Here is a 16,756-nt window from a genome sequence, read left to right as displayed (position 1 = left end):
CCGGGTTCGGGAGAGCGGCATGGGGAAACGACCCGGCGGAATCCGGGCACCGCGCCCCATGCCGACTCTCACTGGGCAGACGGCGGACCCACAGATCTCCGGAACTTGGTGCTGCTCTGCGGTTTTCATCACCGGCTGATCCACCACGGGGACTGGCAAGTCCGGATGGCGGCCGACGGGCTACCGGAGTTCGTTCCGCCGCAGTATCTGGATCCGTTACGAAGAACCCGGCGCAACATCCGCGTCTGAATCCCCGCATGACCCGAGGAGCCCGCCAGCCACGCCGGCGACGGGCCCCTCGGCATGCCCACAGGCCGCACCAGGTCAAGTGGACCTCGAGTGGCGGCCGGTCTTTGACTACCTGCCGCTGCCCGCACGAGGCTGCGGATCATACTTGCCTTCGCGTTCGGCCACTGCTTCCCGCGTAGAGGTGCTCGACCCGCGTCTTCAAGGAGACGCCTTCCTCGCGGAGCACGATGCGCAGGCCTCGCCCTGTACATGAGTTCCAAGAAATACCGAAACGGCGGTTCGGCTCAGGGTGCGAAGACTCAATGTGCGAACAGACGGTTCGGCATCACCGTGGGCGCAACCGGTCCAGTGCCGACTGACTCTCCTCGTTCGCGGCGCGGTAGATCACCAGCAGCTGGTCTGTATCTTGAAGTGGCGTAAGCGTTTCGAAATCCACTGCGATCGTGCCGACGTCAGGATGCCGCAGCACCTTGCGTCCGCGGCCCTTGACCTTGACGTCCCGCTCGGCCCACCAGTGCGCGAATTCCTCGTCGCCCGCGGTGAATTCGGCGATGAGGTCGGTCAACGCCTGATCCTCCGGATGCGCGGCCCACGCGGCGCGCAGGTGGGCGACGCTCTCCCGCACGACCCGTTCGCGGTCGACGTAGAACTCACGCGTTCCCGGATGCATCAGGCACAGCCACATCGAATTGCGCTGCGGCGGTGGCAGGGTGTCGAAATCCAGGAGCAGCCTCGCCATTTCGCCGTTCCAGGCCAGGATGTCGTAGCGGTGGTTCATCAGCATGGCCGGCAGCGGCGACAGGTCGGCGACCAGCCGTGCCAGTGGCGCCGTCGCGGTGGTGGCGAGCTTGTCGGCGGTGCGGGGACGCTGCCGGGCCAGGTCGAACAGGTAGGCGCGTTCGTCAGGGGCCAGGCGCAAAGCACCCGCCAGCGCCTCCACTACGTCCGCCGAGGGCCGCAGCCCGCGGCCCTGTTCCAGCCGCACGATGTAGTCGATGCTGACCCCGGCCAGTTCGGCGACCTCTTCGCGGCGCAATCCCGGGGTCCGCCGGGCCTGCCGACGCGACGGCAGGCCGAAATCGTGCGGGTCCAGGCGCTCGCGCCGGGTCCGCAGGAACGCGGCCAGCTCCTGGGACGTGTCCACGGTGCGGGTCATGATCTTCGATTCTACAGAAGGGTAGGACTGCCGTTCCCAGGAAGTTCTTTCCCTTATCCCCTGCTCGCGGTGGTCGCAGACTCGCTTTCGACAACCGATCACGAGCACAGGAGGCCACGATGTCGCTCACCCTCGACACGTACCGGCTGCTGGGCCGCTCCGGGCTGCGGGTCTCGCCGCTGGCGCTGGGCGCGGCGACCTTCGGCACCGAATGGGGCTGGGGCGCCGAGCAGGACGACGCGCGCAAGCTGTTCGACCTCTACGTCGAGCGCGGCGGCAACTTCATCGACACCGCGAACACCTACACCAATGGCAGCTCCGAGCGCCTGCTGGGCGAATTCACCCGCGAGAACCGCGAGAGCCTGGTGCTGGCGACGAAATACTCGACGCTGAGCCGCCCGGGCGATCCGAATTCCGGGGGCAGTCACCGCAAGACCTTGTTCGCGTCGGTGGAAACCAGTCTGCGACGGCTGAACACGGACTACCTCGATCTGCTCTACCTGCACGTGTGGGATTTCACGACGTCGGTCGACGAGGTCCTGCGCGGCCTGGACGACCTGGTCCGTCAGGGCAAGATCCTGTACGTGGCGATGTCCAACGTCCCGGCCTGGCAGGTGTCGCGGATGCAGGCGATCGCCGACCTGCGCGGCTGGTCGCCGCTGGTCGCGCTGCAGGTCGAATACAACCTGGTCCAGCGCACCGCGGAACGGGACCTGATCCCCATGGCACGCGAGCTGGGGCTGGGAGTGATCCCGTATTCACCGCTGGCAGGCGGGGTGCTCGCCGGCAAGTACAGCCGTGACGACCTGATCGCGGCGAAGGTCGACGCCGACGGCACCCGCAAGGGCTTCAACATCGCCAACGGCGACGTCACCGAACGCAACCTCGCGATCGCGGACGTCCTGAAGGAGGTCGCCACGGAGATGGGTCGCCCGCCCGGTCAGGTCGGACTGGCCTGGACCCTGCGGAACCCGGGCGTGACGGCACCGATCATCGGCGCACGCACCCCCGCGCAGCTGGAGGACAACCTGGGCGCACTGGAGGTCGACTTCACCGCCGCCCGGCTGGCCCGCCTCGACCAGGCCAGCGCGATCGAACTCGGCTACCCACACGATCTGCTCGCCAGTGACAGGGGCCGCGCGTTCAACAGCGGTGACCTGTCGATCGAGACCCGCGGCTGATACCCGACCGAACGCCGAGGGGGGGGGGTCACCGGCCGGTCCATCGAGGCGAGCGTCCAGCCGTCCAGGCCGCATAGAACTCCCCGTGGTCCTTGGCCGTCATCAGCAAGGCCTGCGTGATCGCTTCGAGCTCGATGGAACTCCCCAGGTCCATGTCCAGCTCCCGCGTCAGCAGCACCTTCGTCGTGCTGTACGCCAAGGCAGGCCCGTCGGCCAATCGTCGCGCCAGCGAAGAAGCCGTGGAAGCCAAGTCGGAGTCGGGAACGACCTGCGAAGCCAGCCCGATGGCCTCCGCCCGTGTGGCGTCGATCTTGTCGCCCAGCATCAGCAGTTCCGTCGCCCGCCCCAGGCCGACCAGCCGCGGCAGCAGGTACGCCGAACCCATGTCCGCCCCGGCCAGTCCGACCTTCGTGAACAGGAAAGCGAACTTCGCCGATGAAGCCAGCAGCCGGAAGTCGCTGGCCAGCGCGATCACCGAACCCGCGCCCGCCGCGACACCGTTCACCGCGGCGATCACCGGGATGGGGCACTCGCGCAGCGCCTTCACCACCGCGCCGGTCATGCGGGTGAACTCCAGCAGTTCGGCGGACTCCATTTTCTGGAGTTCGCCGATGATCTCCTCGACGTCGCCGCCGGAGCAGAACCCTCGCCCGCGGCCGGTGATGACCAGCACCCGGACGTCTCCGCGGTGCGGCAGCTCAGCCAGCAGGTCGCGCAGGTCCGCGTAGATGTCGAAGGTGAGCGCGTTCAGTTTTTCGGGGCGGTCCAAGGTGACCGTGGCGACACCGTCGTCCACGGTGAACTCGAAGTGTTGCCAGTTCGCCGTGATCGGCGGCGTGGCGCGGAACGGGCTCATGACTGGATCCCACCTCCATCGAGGACGAGTGTCTGTCCGTTGATCGCGGCGGCTTCGGTCGCCGCGAAGAAGGTCACCGCGTGGGCGACCTCGTCGGGTTCGAGCAGGCGGCCGAGCGGGGAAGCGGCGGCGAGGGCGGCTTCCGCGTCGGCCTCGTCGCGGCCGGTGCGTTCCTGGATCCGGGCCACCGAGGCGGCCGTCATGTCCGTGCGCACGAAGGCCGGGCAGACGGCGTTCGCGGTGACGCCGGTGCCGGCGACTTCGGCGGCGGTCGCTCGCATCAGGCCGACGGCGGCGTGCTTCGACGCGGTGTACCCGGCCGTGTAGCGGTAGCCGATCTGCGACGCCGTCGATGCAACCGTGACGATCCGGCCCGTGTCGCGCGACCGCATACTGGGCAGAACTGCCCGTGTGCACAGGAAAGCGCCGGTCGCGTTGACTTCGAGCTGGGTCCGCCATTGTTCCAGCGACGTCTTCTCCAGCGGGGCGCTCGCCGAGATCCCGGCGTTGTTCACCAGCACGTCCACCGGGCCGAGGCCGTCGAAGTACCGGGCGACGGCGGCCTCGTCGGTGACGTCGCAGTCGGCGCGGCCGGGGGCGTGCACTTTGTCCCCGGCCGCCTGGAAGCGGGCGGCGATGGCCGCGCCGATCCCGCGTGTCCCGCCGGTGACGACGACGATCCTGCTCACTCTGCCTCCACCCGGCGCAACGCGCGCCGATCGAGTTTTCCGTTGGCGGTGCGGGGGAGTTCGGTCACGAACACCACCTCGCGCGGATATTTGTGTTTCGCCAGCTGTGCTCGCGCGTGGTCCTTCAGTTCTTCAGGGGTGACGGAAGCGTCCTCCGCCAGGACGACACAGGCCCGCGGGACCACCAGGCCGTCGACCGTCACGCCCAATACCGCGCAGTCGACGACGGCGGGATGCCCGATGAGACAGTCTTCGATCTCGCTCGGCGCGACGAACACGCCGGACACCTTCAGCAGGTCGTCGGCGCGGCCGTGGTGGTGGAAGTAGCCGCCGGTGTCGCGGCTGAACAGGTCGCCGGTGCGCAGGGTGTCGCCGTGGAACGTCCGCGCTGTCTTCTCCGCGTCGCCGAAGTATTCGCGCGCGATGGTCGGACCGGTGACCTCCAGAGTGCCGATCTCGCCGTCCGGCAACGGATCGCCGCTCTCGTCCAGGATCCGCGCGGTGTAGCCGGGGACCTCGCGGCCGAGACTGCCGACCCGCTGCGCACCGGGCACATTGGACAGATAGATGTGGTACGCCTCCGACGAGCCGATCCCGTCGATCACCGGGACACCGAACAGGGCGTCCCATTTGCGGTGCAGTTCCGACGGAAGTGCCTCGCCCGCCGACGTCGCGAGCCGCAGCGAGCTCATGTCCACTCCTGCCGCCGAGGGGTGGGCGATCATCGCGCTCATCATGGTCGGCACGTTGACCAGGATCGTCGGCCGGTAGCGCTCGATCAGCGAGAACAGCAGTTCGGCGGTGCTGCGCTGGGGGAACACGATCCCGGACGCGCCGACGCCGAACGGGAACAACGCGGTCAGATCCCGCGCGTAGCCGAAGAACAGTTTCGGCACGGCCAGCACCCGGTCGTCCTCGCGCAGGCCGAGCACGCCGAGCGCATACCGGTCGAAGCTCTCCAGCGCGCTGCGCGCCGGGTGCACGCACGCCTTGGGCGAACCGGTGCTCCCGGTGGTGAACTTCCAGATCGCGACGTCGTCCAGCGTGGTCGGCGCGGCCTCCAGTTCGGCCGGGGCCGACGCGACGAGCGTGGAGAACGAGTGCTCGCCGGGGTGCAACTCCACGTCGCCGATCACCAGCAGGTTCCGCGCCCCGGCCTCGCGCAGCGCGGGCAGCGTCGAGCCGTCCGCGATGACCACGACGGCCTCGGTATAGGCCAGGTAGTACGCGTAGTCCTTGGGCTGCAAGAAGGAGTAGACCTCGGCGGTCACCGCGCCGATCTTCTGCGCCGCGTACCAGACGGCCACGAACTCGACGCTGTCGTTCAGGGCCAGCAGAACCCGCTGTCCACTTCGGACACCCAGGTCGCGCAGCACGTTCCCGGCCCGGTTCACCAACGCCGCCAGTTCCGCGTAGGTGACTTCGTCGTCGCCGCACACCAGCGCCGTGCGGGACCCGGGGAGCCGGTCCACGAAATGAGTCGCCAGGTTGAAGGTCATACCAGCTCCCGGATCGCTTCGACCAGGATGTCGGTGAGCACCGAGAAGGTCTTCTCGCCTTCCTCGGCGGTCGCCCGGGCGGGGGTTCCGCAGTAGGCCTCGGTCATCCCGGCCGAGGCGAAGTCCGTGACCCCGCCGCGTGCCAGGTCGACGTGGACGGCGGGCAGCCCGCGCTGGACGACGGTGTCGACGAGGTCCGGCCGGTCGGCGAGCACCAGTGACGTCTCGTACTGCCCGGCGTGGCATTCGCCGGAGCGGAACTCGTCGGTGAGCCGCGCCGCGTACCGGCGGCGGACCAGGTCGACGAGGCCGACTCCGGCGGTCTCCGCCACGCGCCGCAGCACGGTCAGATGCGCCGGTTCGAAGTGGTTGTTGACCAGCAGGATCCGGGGGAGTCCCTGCTCGACGAGCGCACCGCAGATGTCGGTGAGCAACGAGTACAGCGTCTCCTCGCCGATCGAGACGCCGCCCGCGAACCCGGCCGCGAACCTGGTCACGCCGTAGGGCACCTCGGGCAGGATCAGCACGCGAACGCTCGCGTCGCCCGCCAGCCGGGCGGCGGCGCGTTCGCACATCCCGCGTGAGATCAGGGGGTCGGTGCCCAGCGGCGCGTGCGGTCCGTGCGGTTCGACGGCGCCCACCGGCAGGAGCAGCACGGGAACGCGCGCGTCGGACGCGAGCGCGGCCACCTGACGCGAGCTCAACTCCGCGAAGTACGTCACTCGAATCAAGCTACACCGCAGCGGCCTGAGGTGTATAGAGTTGCCCGCATGCCCGAATCCCACGGCGACCCAGGCCCCCAGGAACTGGTGATGACGCTGCTCGGCACCTACGTGTCGCCGCGTGAAAGCCGCCACGTCTGGTCTGGCGGCCTGGTCGGCGTGCTCGCCGGGCTCGGCTTCTCCGACGGTGCCGCGCGGATCGCGCTCGCCAGGCTCGCCCGCCGCGATCTGCTCGCGAGACACAAGGCCGGCAGGCTCGTCCACTACTCGCTGACCCGCCGCACGATCGCGCTGCTGGAGGACGGCGACCGCCGGATCTTCTCCTTCGGCCGTCGCGAACGCGAGGTCGGCGAGTGGACCGTGCTGTGGCAGAGCATCCCGGAAAGCCGCCGCCAGGCGCGGGAACGGCTCGTGCGCCGCCTGCGCTTCCTCGGCTTCGGCCCGGTGCAGGACGGCACCTGGATCGCCCCGCACGACCGCGAGGCCGAGGTGCTCACCCTGCTGGCCGAACTCGACGTCTCCGAACACGCCGGGCTGATGCTCGGCAAGCCGTCGGCCGGGCTCGACGTCCGGCGGTTCGCCGGACGTGCCTGGGACCTCGACGGCCTCGCCGCGCGTTACGACGCGTTCGTCCGAGATTTCGGCGGATATTCAGGCGACCTGCCTGACGCCGAGGCGTTCGGAGTCCGAACCTGGCTGACGCACACCTTCCGCGCCTTCCCGTCACTCGATCCGGAACTCCCGGTCGGGCTGGTGCCCGCTCCGCCGAGCCGGGCGGCCGCGGTGGAGCTGTTCCATGATCTGTATCAAGCGCTGGCCCCGGCGGCCCAGCGCCACTTCGACGAGGTGACCGAACCATGAACGACACCCAGGCCGCATTGAGTTACACGTCCTACCTTTCGCTGGACGAAGTGCTGAACGCGCAGCATCCCCGATCCGACGAGCACGACGAATTGCTCTTCATCGTGATCCACCAAGTGTATGAACTTTGGTTCAAACAAGTTCTCCACGAGGCGCTTTACCTGCAGGAGCAACTCGAGGCGGGTAACACCGCTCACGCCACGCGCACATTGAGGCGAATCCTGACTATCTTCAAAGTGGTGGTCGCGCAGATTGACGTGCTCGAGACGATGACTCCGAGCCAGTTCACCAGTTTCCGTGCGCGACTCGACGCTTCGAGCGGGTTCCAGTCGGCTCAGTTCCGCGTCTTGGAGGCCGTCCTCGGCCGACGGGACGAGCGGGTGTTCGCGCACTATCCCGAGGGCGGTGACCAGCGTGCCCAGATCTCGGACGCGATGTCACGGCCGTCGCTCTTCGATTCCTTCACCACCTACCTCGCGGTGAAGGGGTACGACGTCCCGACCGGGCGCGATGTCACCAAGCCACTCGAACCCTCTCCGGCGCTCCAAGAGGTTCTGCTGCGGGTCTACCGCGACGACACAGGGCCGTCCGTCGTGGCGGAGCACCTGGTCGATCTGGACGAAGGGATGCAGGAGTGGCGGTATCGGCACGTGAAGATGGTCGAGCGCACCATCGGAGACAAGACCGGGACGGGGGGTTCCTCGGGCGCGCATTACCTGCGTACGACGCTTTTCTCCCCGATGTTCCCGGACCTCTGGGCGGTACGGAGCAGGCTTTGACGACTCTCGACGAACTCCGCCGCGACCCCAATGCGCTCGCGGCGCACTACACGGAATTCGGTGTGACGGACCGGATCCTGTTGACCGGCCACTCGCACCAGGCGTGGCCGGACGTCGCGCGGGAAGGCCTTCTCGAGGCCTTCGAAGACGCGGCCGAAGAGGTCGACACGAAGTGGGAGAAGGCTTTCGCGAAGGCCGACGAGCTGCGGGCCGGGTTCCGGGCGCTGCTCGGCGACCCGCACGGCGGCATCGCGCTCGGCGCCAGCACCCACGATCTGGTGATCCGGTTCCTGTCGGCGATGGACCTGCGCGGGCGCCCGCGCCTGATCACCACCGACGGTGAGTTCCACACGCTGCGCCGTCAGCTGGCACGGCTGGCCGAAGAAGGTGTCGAGATCGTCCGCGTCCCCTCGACGCCGGTCAGCACGCTGGCCGAACGCGTCGCGGCCGAGGTCACCGAAGACACCGCCGCCGTACTCGTCTCGGCGGTGCTGTTCGAGACCTCCCGGCTCGTGCCGGGCCTGGCGCACCTCGCCGACGTCTGCCTGTCGAAGTCGGTGAACCTCGTCGTCGACGCCTACCACGCGCTCGGCGCCGTCCCGTTCGCGCTGCACGACCTCGGGCTCACCAACGCCTGGGTCCTCGGCGGCGGTTACAAGTACCTTCAGCTCGGCGAGGGCAACTGCTTCCTGCGGATGCCCGCGCACGCCCAGGAACTGCGGCCGGTCGTCACCGGCTGGTACGCCGAATTCGGCGCGCTCGCGGACGAGCGCCGACCCGGTCAGGTCGCTTACGCCAGCGGATCGGACAGGTTCGCGGGTGCGACCTACGACCCGACGAGCCACTACCGGGGCGCCCGCGTCTTCCGGTTCTTCGCCGAGCACGGGCTCTCGCCCGAGTTCCTTCGCGAGGTGTCGCGGCACCAGGTCGGGTTCCTCGCCGAGGGCTTCGACAAGCTCGGGCTGCCCGAAGACGTCATCACCCGTGACCGGGAGACCCCGCTGGACCGCATCGGCGGCTTCCTGTCGCTGAAGTGCGCCGACGCCGGCGCGCTGCAGGCCGCGCTCGCCGAACGCGGCGTCCGGACCGACAGCCGCGGCGCGTACCTGAGGTTCGGCCCGGCGCCGTATCTCTCCGACAGCCAGCTCGACTCCGCACTGCGCGTCCTGAGCGAGATCGTCCGCTAAGTTTGCGCAGTGGCACTGTCGCCGCCGGACGACCTTCGTGCGGGGACCGTGCCTTGTTCCAGGAACTTCGCACGTTCGCCACAAGCGGCGTGCACTCCATGACAAGGAGTCACCACCGTGACCGAAGTGTTCGGCCAAGGTACCGGCCATGAACAGGTCGTCTTCTGCCAAGACCAGGCCACCGGCCTGAAGGCCATCATCGGGATCTACTCGACGGCGCTGGGACCAGCGCTCGGCGGGACCCGGTTCTATCCCTACGGATCCGAGGAAGCCGCGCTCGCGGACGTCCTCGCGCTGTCGAAGGGGATGGCCTACAAGAACGCGCTCGCCGGGCTCGACCTCGGTGGCGGCAAGGCCGTCATCATCGGCGATCCCCACAAGCACAAGACTGAAGCGCTGCTTCGCGCCTTCGGCCGGTTCGTCCAGACGCTGGGCGGCCGCTACATCACCGCCTGCGACGTGGGCACCTACGTGCAGGACATGGACATCGTCGCCCGTGAGTCGGAGTTCGTCACGGGCCGCTCGCCGGAGAACGGCGGCGCCGGCGACTCCTCGGTGCTCACCGCTTTCGGCACCTACCAGGGCATGCGGGCCTCCGCGGACGCCGTCTGGGGCGTCCCGGACCTCGCGGGCCGCAAGGTCGGCGTCGCCGGGGTCGGCAAGGTCGGGCACATCCTGGTCGGGCATCTGATCGAAGCGGGCGCGCAGGTGGTCATCACCGACGTCTCGCCCGCGGCGATCGAGCGCACCCGCGCGGCGTACCCGGCCGTCGAGGTCGTCGAAGACCTCGACACGCTGATCCGCACCGAACTCGACGTCTTCGCGCCGTGCGCGCTGGGCGGGGTCCTCACCGACGAGACCGTCGCCGAGCTCCGTACCAAGATCGTCTGCGGCGCGGCCAACAACCAGCTCGCGCACCCCGGCGTCGGCAAGCAGCTCGACGACCGCGGCATCCTCTTCGCGCCGGACTACCTGGTCAACGCCGGCGGCGTGATCCAGGTCGACGACGAGCGGCACGGCTTCGACTTCGCGCGCGCGAAGCGCAAGACGACGGCCATCTTCGACACCACCAAGGCGGTGTTCGCGCTGGCCAAGGCCGACGGGGTACCGCCGGCGACGGCGGCCGACAGGCTGGCCGAGCGCCGGATGACCGAGGTCGGCGGCTTGCGGTCGATCCTGACGGCGTAGCTCTCCCAAGTGCGATGAAGGGGCCTTTCAGCGCAAAATTTGCGCTGAAAGGCCCCTTCATCGCGAGCGGACCGGGACTCAGCCGCTCTTGCGGCGGAAGGTGCGCTTGTTCGCGGCAGGGCCGTGCGCGTGCAGGTTCTTGCCGCCCGCGTTCTCGTGGGCCGAGCCGGAGCGGGACTGGGCCTGCTTGCGCTCCAGCGCCTCACGGAACTTGCGCTTCGTGTCGTCCTCTTCGCCATCCGCTGGGGACGGTGCCGGTTCAGTCATTGCTACCTCCGAGGTGACGACGTGTGACCACGCCAGCCTGTCAGGAACAGACCGGCTTGGCGAGTCGATTTACGTCACCTGGGCGGCGCGGGCAGCTGGACCGGACCGCCGAACTCGATCCGGTTCCGCAGCAGCGGCCGCCAGCAGTGGTCGCACAGCAGCATCGGCTTCAGCCGGTTGCCGCAGTCCACGTGCTCCAGCGTGATGTCGGGCTCCTGCCCCGGAATCTCGAAGCCCCGTGACCACTCGGCGATGAAGGCCAGCGCGGGGAAGAACGCGAGGCCTTTCGCCGTCAGCCGGTAGTCGTGCGCGTCGGTGCGGGTCTTCGCGATCCCGGTCCGCAGTACGCCGACCTCCACGAGTTTCGACAGCCTGCCCGAGAGCACGCTCGGCCCGATGCCGAGTTCGCGTTCGAACTCCGAGAAGTGCCGTGCGCCGAGCAGCGCGCTCACCACCAGGCCCGTCGACCAGCGGTCGCCGAGGAGTTCCATGGTGTCGGGGAAGAACATCAGCGGATCGCCCGCGAGGGACTCGGCGTCCTTGCGACGGAAGCGTTTCGTCGCGGTCGCTTCGACGACGCCGGTGTCGTCGAGCCGTCGCGCGCGGACGTCGCGCGCGTCGACCCGGCGTTCGCAGGAGGCGCAGCCGAGCGGTGCCGAGGTCGCCAGTTCGCAGTCGAGGTGGATCAGCGTCGGCAGTACGGCACGCCGCCCCTCGACCCATTCCCGTTCCCAGGCCCAGATCGAGATCAGCAGCGGCCACAGTTCGAGGCCGCGTTCGGTGAGCCGGTACTCGTGCCGGGTCCGGCGCGCGTCCCGGTACGGCGTGCGGACGAGCATGCCCGCGTCGACCATTTCGCGCAGCCGCCCGGACAGCGCGGTGGGGGAGATGCCGAGCCGTAGCCGGAGTTCCTCGTAGCGGCGGAAGCGCAGGAAAAGGCTCTGCAGGATCAGCAGGGTCCACTGATCGCCGAGCAGTTCGAGTGCCCGGCGCAGCGGATCGCCCGCCGGCCTGACGCGGTGCGCGGTCGCCTCTGTCACGTACGTGCCTCTCTGACGGTGTCGCTGTCAGCGTACTACTGACTACAGCAAAAGAAGCCTATTGACAGCTGACTACAGAAATCATAGTGTCTCAGCCAATCGGTCAACGCGAACCAACCGGGGAGAACCGATGACCAGTACCTCCGAGCAACCGATCCTGGTGGCGGCCGCCACCGGGGAACCCGAGGTCAACCCGTACCTGATGGGCGTCTACGCCCCGGTCGGCGAAGAGATCGACGCGAGCGATCTCGAGGTCATCGGCAAGATCCCCGCCGACCTCAACGGCGTGTACCTGCGCAACGGGCCCAACCCTCGGTTCGAGCCGGAGGGCCGCTACCACTGGTTCGACGGCGACGGCATGATCCACGCCGTCCACTTGGAGAACGGCAAGGCCCGCTACCGCAACCGCTGGGTCCGTACCAAGGCCTTCGAGGCCGAATCCGAGGCGGGCAAGGCGCTCTGGAAGGGCGTCATGGAGTCGCCCAAGGACAACCCGTTCGGCAACACGCACGGCCTGAACGTCAAGGACAGTGCCAACACCGACCTGATCTTCCATCGCGGCCAGGTGCTCTCCACCTGGTACATGTGCGGCACGCCGTACGCGGTCGACCCGCTCTCCCTGGAGACGCTGGGCGCCGAAGACTTCCTCGGCACGCTGGTCGGCGACATGATGGCCCATCCGAAGGTCGACGAGCGCACCGGCGAGATGTTCTGGTTCGACTACGGGCCGCGGCCGCCGTACCTGCGCTACGGCGTGATCAGCGCGGACGGCAAGGTCGTGAGCACGACCGAGATCGAACTCCCCGGCCCGCGCCTGCCGCATGACATGGCGATCACCGAGAACTACGCCGTGCTGATGGACTTACCGCTGGTCCAGGACATGGAAGCGGCGCGCAACGGCAGGCACAAGCTGCTGTTCGACCGTTCGCTGCCGAGCCGGTTCGGGGTGCTTCCCCGCTACGGTGACGGTAGCCAGATCCGCTGGTTCGAAGCCAGCCCGTGCTACATCTACCACGTCGTCAACTCCTGGGAGCAGGGCGAGGAAATCGTCCTCGACGTCTGCCGTGTCCAGCGCCCGCAACCCCGCGCCGACGCGCACACCCCACTCGCCAAAATGCTGTCGTACCTGCGGCTGGACGCCTCGCTGCACCGCTACCGGTTCAACCTGCGGACCGGACAGTGCCTGGAGCATCAGCTCGACGACGACAACACCGAATTTCCGTCCGTCGACTCGAGGGTGGTCGGCGGCCGGAATCGCTTCTCCTACGCGGTGCACATCTCGCCGGATTCGACGCTCAAGTTCGACGGCCTGGTGTGTTACGACAATCGCGCCGGCGCCAAGACCGAATATCGTTTCGGTCCGGGCCGGTGGGGCAGTGAGGCGCCGTTCGCACCCCGCGACGGCGCGGCCGCCGATTCCGATGACGGCTATCTGGTGACCTTCGTCCAGGACGAGCGCGAGGGGCGCTCGGAGCTGGACATCTTCGACGCCGCCGATCTCGCTGCCGGACCCGTGGCCAGGGTCCTGTTGCCCCAGCGTGTCCCGCTCGGTTTTCACGCGACCTGGGTCCGGGCGGACCAGCTGGAACCTTCCTGTAAGTGAGTGATCCCCTTCGCGCCCGCCCACCTCCAGAGGGGTGTGGGCAGGCCGCGAAGGGCCGGAAAGCCGCCGTTCGAGTCGCCCCTTCCAGGGGGTGGGGCGACTCGGGCACGGCACCAGGGAACGGAACGGGCCGATGACGGTCTTCGTACTGGGCGGGGCACAGACCGACTTCGCGCGGAACTTCGCGAAGGAGGGCGGCGGGCTTTTCGAGATGTTCGCCGAGGTGGTGCCCGACGCCTTGGTGGACGCGCAGGTCGAGACGCACGACATCGGTGTCGCCCACGTCGCCAACCTGGCCGCCGAGCTGTTCACCGGCCAGGCCCATCTCGGCGGGCTGCTGGTGGCGGCCGTCCCCGATCTGGACGGGGTGCCGAGTACCCGGCACGAGGCCGCGTGCGCCTCGGGCGGGACGGCGGTGCTCGCCGCGAGCGCGGACATCGAGTCCGGCCGGTACGACGTCGCGCTGGTGACCGGGCTGGAGCTCATGCGCAACACCGGCGCGCGGTCCGCGGCGGGCCACCTCGGTTCCGCGGCCTGGGTCGGCGAAGAGGCGCAAACGGCCGAATTCCCTTGGCCCGCCTTGTTCTCCGACGTCGCCGACGGCTACGACTGGCGGTACGGGCTCGATCCCGCGCACCTCGGCCTGTTCGCCCGCAACGCTTTCGCGAACGCCGCGCTCAACCCGATGGCGCAGGCGCGGGACTGGGGTTTCCCCGACGGCTCGTTCGACCAGGACGACAGGCTGAACCCGGTCGTGGCAGGGGTGCTGCGCAAGAACGACTGCGGCCGCATCACCGACGGGGCCGCCGCGATCGTGCTCGCCTCACCGCGTTTCGCCGCCGACTGGGCGAAACGCGTGGGCCGCGACCTCGTGGAAGTCCCCAGGCTGGCGGGCTTCGGCCATCGGACGGCGCATTTGTCGTTGCGGGGCAAGCTGGATCGCGCCGAAGGACACGAGTACCTGTTCCCGCATCTGCGCGGCGCGGTGCTCGACGCGTACCGGCGCGCGAAGGTCTCCGGCGCCGAGGAGATCGACGTCGTCGAACTGCACGACTGTTTCACCATCACCGCGCTGGTGGCGCTGGAACACCTCGGCGCCGCTCCGCCGGGGACGGCGGGACGGCTGATCGAATCCGGCGCGATCGCGCGCGACGGCGTCCTCCCGGTGAATCCCGGCGGCGGGCTGCTCGGGCTCGGTCACCCGGTCGGCGCGACCGGGGTGCGGATGGTGCACGACGCGGCGCGTCAGGTCGCGGGAACCGCCGGGCCGCTTCAGATCGACGGCGTGCGGAAGGTGCTGACCTTGAACGTCGGCGGATCCTTCACGACCGTGGTCGCGACGGTCGTCGCCCGCTGAACCCAGCGGCCGCGGTACGCCGCTCCGGCGAGTGCCGCCCCGAAGAAGACGACGGCGGCGACGCCGGTTTCGGGAGTGAATTCGAGGGCGCCCAGCGACCCCGCGGTGAATCCCGAGTGGACACTCCAGGCGATGACCGCCGTCCCGGCCGCGGCCGCCAGGTTCGTCACGGCACCGGCGACGAGGACGACCAAAGCCAAGGCCGCCAAGGAAATACCATGATGTCGCGCCGAGCCGAGGAGCCCGGCCACCGACGCCGCGACGACGACGGCGACACAACCGAACGGGAAACCGAAACTCTCGGGATTCCTCATCCGGACAGTCAACTCCGCGTCACCGGCCGTGTCGCCGGAGTGAACGGGTTTTCTACGCCCCGGCCGGGATTCTTGACGAAATCCTGGCGCCTCAGGCCTTGTGCGCGTGCGTGATGATCGTTTCGGCGATCGCGGGCCACAGCTGCCGCGGCAGTTCGTGCCCCATTCCGGGGAACAGCACCAGTCCGGCGTCCGGGATCGCTTCCGCGGTCGCCTTCCCACCGGAGACGTCGATCAGCGGGTCGCTCTCGCCGTGGATGACCAACGTCGGGACGTGGACGTCGCGCAGTTTCGCCGTGCGGTCACCCGAAGCGACGACGGCGGCGGCCTGCCGCAACCCGCCCGCGGGATGGTTCGCCCGGTCGTAGTTGCGGGCGGCCTTCATCCGCAGGAATTCGTCGTCGGAGGGGTGCTCGGGCGACCCCACGAGCTTGAACCACGCGACGCCGTCTTCGATCGCCTGCTCACGCGTGGCGGCGGGCGGGCGCGTCAGCCCGGCGAGCGCGGCGGGCTCCGGATGCCCGACCGAGGGGTCCCCGGTCGTCGACATGATCGACGTGAGGCTGAGCAGCCGCTCCGGCGCGTCGATCGCGAGCTGCTGCACGATCATCCCGCCCATCGACGCGCCGACGACGTGCGCGCGCCCGAAGCCGAGCGCGTCGAACAGCCCGGTGACGTCGGCCGCGAGATCGGACAGCAGGTACGGCGCGGAGGTCAAGTCGCCCGAGGCGAGCGCGGCCAGATCCGGCGCGGGGAGATCGTCCAGATAGGACGAGAGGCCGATGTCGCGGTTGTCGAAGCGGACGACGTGGAACCCGCCCTCGGCGAGCAGGTCGCAGAAGCCGATCTCCCAGGTGACCATCTGGGCGCCGAGGCCCATCACCAGGACGAGTGGCGGATCCGCGGGGGAGCCGAAGGTGTCGTACTCGAGTTCGAGGCCGTTCACACGCGCGCGGGGCATGGCATGATCCTGCCGGAAGCCCCCGCCGTGCGGCCAGGTGAATGCGGATACGGTAGCCCGCATGCCGACTTTCTCCGAAGACGCGGGTTCCCGGCCGCGGTCGCGCGCGGCTTCCGGACGGCCGGCCGTCACGAAGGACCGGATCGTCGACGCCGCGCTGGAGCTGTCGGCCGAGGCGGGCCTGGAGAACTGGACGTTGCGGCAGCTCGCGGCCGCCATCGACGCCTATCCGGCGGTGGTCTACCACCACGTGGGCGACCGGGACACCGTCGTCGTCGCGGTGCTGGACCGGGTGGTCGGGCAACTGACCCTGCCCGTCGAGACCCTGCCGTGGCGGGCCTGGTTCGAGGAGTTCCTGGCCACCGTCCGGTCCGTGCTGCGCCGCTATCCCGGTTCGGCGCGACGGCTGGCCCTGTTCGGGCCGTCGGTCGCCGCCGCCGTGCCGACCATGAACACCGGCATCGGCCGTCTGCTCGCGGCCGGGTTCGGCACCGAAGCGCCGTTCGCCTACAACCTGCTGCTCGCCACCGCCTGCCAGTTCATCGCGATGGAGGACGACCGCGAGAGCGCGATGGCGCTGCAGCTCGACCGCACCGAGGGCTACGCGGCGTACCGCACCCGCACGGACCTGCCGGGGATGGCGGCGCTGGGCGAGTCGGTCGCGGCGCTGGTCGCCGATCCCGATCTCGCGGCCGGCTACTACGGGCGTCTCTACGGTTACGCGGTCGAGCGCTGTCTCGACGGGCTCGAACATCGGCTCACCCGGCTGACCGCTCTCGAAAGTTTGACAGAGCCGTGACAACCAACCGGCGTAGTGTGGAGGAATACCGGTGCTTCGTCACCGGTC

The 16,756-nt window shown here is 69.0% G+C and carries 18 protein-coding genes; 9 read left to right on the top strand and 9 right to left on the bottom strand.

What is annotated here, in order from left to right; all coding sequences use genetic code 11:
• Positions 1-249, top strand: a 249-nt coding sequence (locus tag ACFOSH_RS38825) for an HNH endonuclease signature motif containing protein (RefSeq protein WP_378245853.1), incomplete at its 5' end; no start/stop codon positions are given.
• Between the two features lie 325 nt (positions 250-574).
• Here the strand turns inward: ACFOSH_RS38825 and ACFOSH_RS38820 are convergent.
• Complete coding sequence (locus tag ACFOSH_RS38820) at positions 575-1,408, bottom strand: helix-turn-helix transcriptional regulator (RefSeq protein ID WP_378245855.1); 834 nt, start codon at positions 1,406-1,408, stop codon at positions 575-577.
• Positions 1,409-1,524: 116 nt separating this feature from the next.
• Between ACFOSH_RS38820 and ACFOSH_RS38815 the strand changes: the two genes are divergently transcribed.
• The gene (locus ACFOSH_RS38815) at positions 1,525-2,586 is read left to right on the top strand and encodes an aldo/keto reductase (protein WP_378245851.1); all 1,062 of its coding nucleotides are present in this window, start codon (positions 1,525-1,527) and stop codon (positions 2,584-2,586) included.
• Between the two features lie 28 nt (positions 2,587-2,614).
• Here the strand turns inward: ACFOSH_RS38815 and ACFOSH_RS38810 are convergent, their stop codons facing one another.
• Genes ACFOSH_RS38810 through ACFOSH_RS38795 form a run of 4 tightly spaced genes read right to left on the bottom strand, consistent with a single transcriptional unit; the run spans position 2,615 to position 6,352 of the window.
• Positions 2,615-3,442: an enoyl-CoA hydratase family protein gene (locus tag ACFOSH_RS38810; RefSeq protein ID WP_378245849.1), complete on the bottom strand. Its 828-nt coding sequence runs from the start codon at positions 3,440-3,442 to the stop codon at positions 2,615-2,617.
• Complete coding sequence (locus ACFOSH_RS38805) at positions 3,439-4,131, bottom strand: SDR family NAD(P)-dependent oxidoreductase (protein ID WP_378245847.1); 693 nt, start codon at positions 4,129-4,131, stop codon at positions 3,439-3,441. Before ACFOSH_RS38805 ends, ACFOSH_RS38810 begins: the two co-directional genes overlap by 4 nt.
• Positions 4,128-5,630 (bottom strand): benzoate-CoA ligase family protein, encoded by a 1,503-nt coding sequence (locus ACFOSH_RS38800; RefSeq protein ID WP_378245845.1) that lies wholly within the window; start codon positions 5,628-5,630, stop codon positions 4,128-4,130. Before ACFOSH_RS38800 ends, ACFOSH_RS38805 begins: the two co-directional genes overlap by 4 nt.
• Complete coding sequence (locus ACFOSH_RS38795) at positions 5,627-6,352, bottom strand: creatininase family protein (RefSeq protein WP_378245843.1); 726 nt, start codon at positions 6,350-6,352, stop codon at positions 5,627-5,629. The genes ACFOSH_RS38800 and ACFOSH_RS38795 overlap by 4 nt, the downstream gene beginning before the upstream one ends.
• Before the next feature lie 48 nt (positions 6,353-6,400).
• Between ACFOSH_RS38795 and ACFOSH_RS38790 the strand changes: the two genes are divergently transcribed.
• From ACFOSH_RS38790 to ACFOSH_RS38775, 4 genes are all read left to right on the top strand, one after another.
• Positions 6,401-7,213 (top strand): PaaX family transcriptional regulator, encoded by an 813-nt coding sequence (locus tag ACFOSH_RS38790; RefSeq protein WP_378245841.1) that lies wholly within the window; start codon positions 6,401-6,403, stop codon positions 7,211-7,213.
• Entirely contained in the window at positions 7,210-7,992 is a 783-nt protein-coding gene (locus tag ACFOSH_RS38785) for a tryptophan 2,3-dioxygenase (protein WP_378245839.1), read from the top strand. Before ACFOSH_RS38790 ends, ACFOSH_RS38785 begins: the two co-directional genes overlap by 4 nt.
• A complete protein-coding gene (locus ACFOSH_RS38780) occupies positions 7,989-9,179 on the top strand; it encodes a kynureninase (RefSeq protein ID WP_378245837.1) in 1,191 nt (396 codons plus the stop codon). Before ACFOSH_RS38785 ends, ACFOSH_RS38780 begins: the two co-directional genes overlap by 4 nt.
• Positions 9,180-9,296: 117 nt before the next feature.
• Positions 9,297-10,367, top strand: a complete 1,071-nt coding sequence (locus ACFOSH_RS38775) for a Glu/Leu/Phe/Val family dehydrogenase (protein ID WP_378245835.1) — start codon at positions 9,297-9,299, stop codon at positions 10,365-10,367.
• Between the two features lie 78 nt (positions 10,368-10,445).
• Here the strand turns inward: ACFOSH_RS38775 and ACFOSH_RS38770 are convergent, their stop codons facing one another.
• Positions 10,446-10,634 (bottom strand): DUF5302 domain-containing protein, encoded by a 189-nt coding sequence (locus ACFOSH_RS38770; RefSeq protein WP_378245833.1) that lies wholly within the window; start codon positions 10,632-10,634, stop codon positions 10,446-10,448.
• A gap of 74 nt (positions 10,635-10,708) precedes the next feature.
• Positions 10,709-11,674: a winged helix-turn-helix transcriptional regulator gene (locus ACFOSH_RS38765; protein WP_378245831.1), complete on the bottom strand. Its 966-nt coding sequence runs from the start codon at positions 11,672-11,674 to the stop codon at positions 10,709-10,711.
• A 130-nt stretch (positions 11,675-11,804) separates the two neighbouring features.
• Between ACFOSH_RS38765 and ACFOSH_RS38760 the strand changes: the two genes are divergently transcribed.
• Positions 11,805-13,277, top strand: coding sequence for a carotenoid oxygenase family protein (locus ACFOSH_RS38760; RefSeq protein WP_378245829.1), 1,473 nt, complete (start codon positions 11,805-11,807; stop codon positions 13,275-13,277).
• A 133-nt stretch (positions 13,278-13,410) separates the two neighbouring features.
• On the top strand, positions 13,411-14,634 hold the full coding sequence (locus tag ACFOSH_RS38755) for an acetyl-CoA acetyltransferase (protein ID WP_378245827.1): 1,224 nt from the start codon (positions 13,411-13,413) through the stop codon (positions 14,632-14,634).
• Here ACFOSH_RS38755 and ACFOSH_RS38750 read toward each other — a convergent pair.
• On the bottom strand, positions 14,550-14,948 hold the full coding sequence (locus tag ACFOSH_RS38750) for a hypothetical protein (protein WP_378245825.1): 399 nt from the start codon (positions 14,946-14,948) through the stop codon (positions 14,550-14,552). The two genes, ACFOSH_RS38755 and ACFOSH_RS38750, sit on opposite strands and share 85 nt — an antisense overlap.
• Before the next feature lie 91 nt (positions 14,949-15,039).
• On the bottom strand, positions 15,040-15,909 hold the full coding sequence (locus ACFOSH_RS38745) for an alpha/beta fold hydrolase (protein ID WP_378245823.1): 870 nt from the start codon (positions 15,907-15,909) through the stop codon (positions 15,040-15,042).
• 61 nt (positions 15,910-15,970) lie between these two features.
• Between ACFOSH_RS38745 and ACFOSH_RS38740 the strand changes: the two genes are divergently transcribed.
• Complete coding sequence (locus tag ACFOSH_RS38740) at positions 15,971-16,708, top strand: TetR/AcrR family transcriptional regulator (protein ID WP_378245822.1); 738 nt, start codon at positions 15,971-15,973, stop codon at positions 16,706-16,708.
• Positions 16,709-16,756: the final 48 nt, after the last annotated feature.

This window comes from Amycolatopsis speibonae, assembly GCF_042647925.1.
Taxonomy (GTDB): domain Bacteria; phylum Actinomycetota; class Actinomycetes; order Mycobacteriales; family Pseudonocardiaceae; genus Amycolatopsis; species Amycolatopsis speibonae.
The sequence above is the reverse complement of the archived record's forward strand: the minus strand, read 5'-3'. Positions and strand labels throughout refer to the sequence as shown.

Bases quoted from the DNA above. Each gene is read 5' to 3' on its own strand.
- ACFOSH_RS38770 (WP_378245833.1), bottom strand. From the start codon at position 10,634: ATGACTGAACCGGCACCGTCCCCAGCGGATGGCGAAGAGGACGACACG.
- ACFOSH_RS38790 (WP_378245841.1), top strand. From the start codon at position 6,401: ATGCCCGAATCCCACGGCGACCCAGGCCCCCAGGAACTGGTGATGACG.
- ACFOSH_RS38785 (WP_378245839.1), top strand. From the start codon at position 7,210: ATGAACGACACCCAGGCCGCATTGAGTTACACGTCCTACCTTTCGCTG.
- ACFOSH_RS38740 (WP_378245822.1), top strand. From the start codon at position 15,971: ATGCCGACTTTCTCCGAAGACGCGGGTTCCCGGCCGCGGTCGCGCGCG.
- ACFOSH_RS38800 (WP_378245845.1), bottom strand. From the start codon at position 5,630: ATGACCTTCAACCTGGCGACTCATTTCGTGGACCGGCTCCCCGGGTCC.
- ACFOSH_RS38760 (WP_378245829.1), top strand. From the start codon at position 11,805: ATGACCAGTACCTCCGAGCAACCGATCCTGGTGGCGGCCGCCACCGGG.
- ACFOSH_RS38815 (WP_378245851.1), top strand. From the start codon at position 1,525: ATGTCGCTCACCCTCGACACGTACCGGCTGCTGGGCCGCTCCGGGCTG.
- ACFOSH_RS38750 (WP_378245825.1), bottom strand. From the start codon at position 14,948: ATGAGGAATCCCGAGAGTTTCGGTTTCCCGTTCGGTTGTGTCGCCGTC.
- ACFOSH_RS38745 (WP_378245823.1), bottom strand. From the start codon at position 15,909: ATGCCCCGCGCGCGTGTGAACGGCCTCGAACTCGAGTACGACACCTTC.
- ACFOSH_RS38755 (WP_378245827.1), top strand. From the start codon at position 13,411: ATGACGGTCTTCGTACTGGGCGGGGCACAGACCGACTTCGCGCGGAAC.
- ACFOSH_RS38810 (WP_378245849.1), bottom strand. From the start codon at position 3,442: ATGAGCCCGTTCCGCGCCACGCCGCCGATCACGGCGAACTGGCAACAC.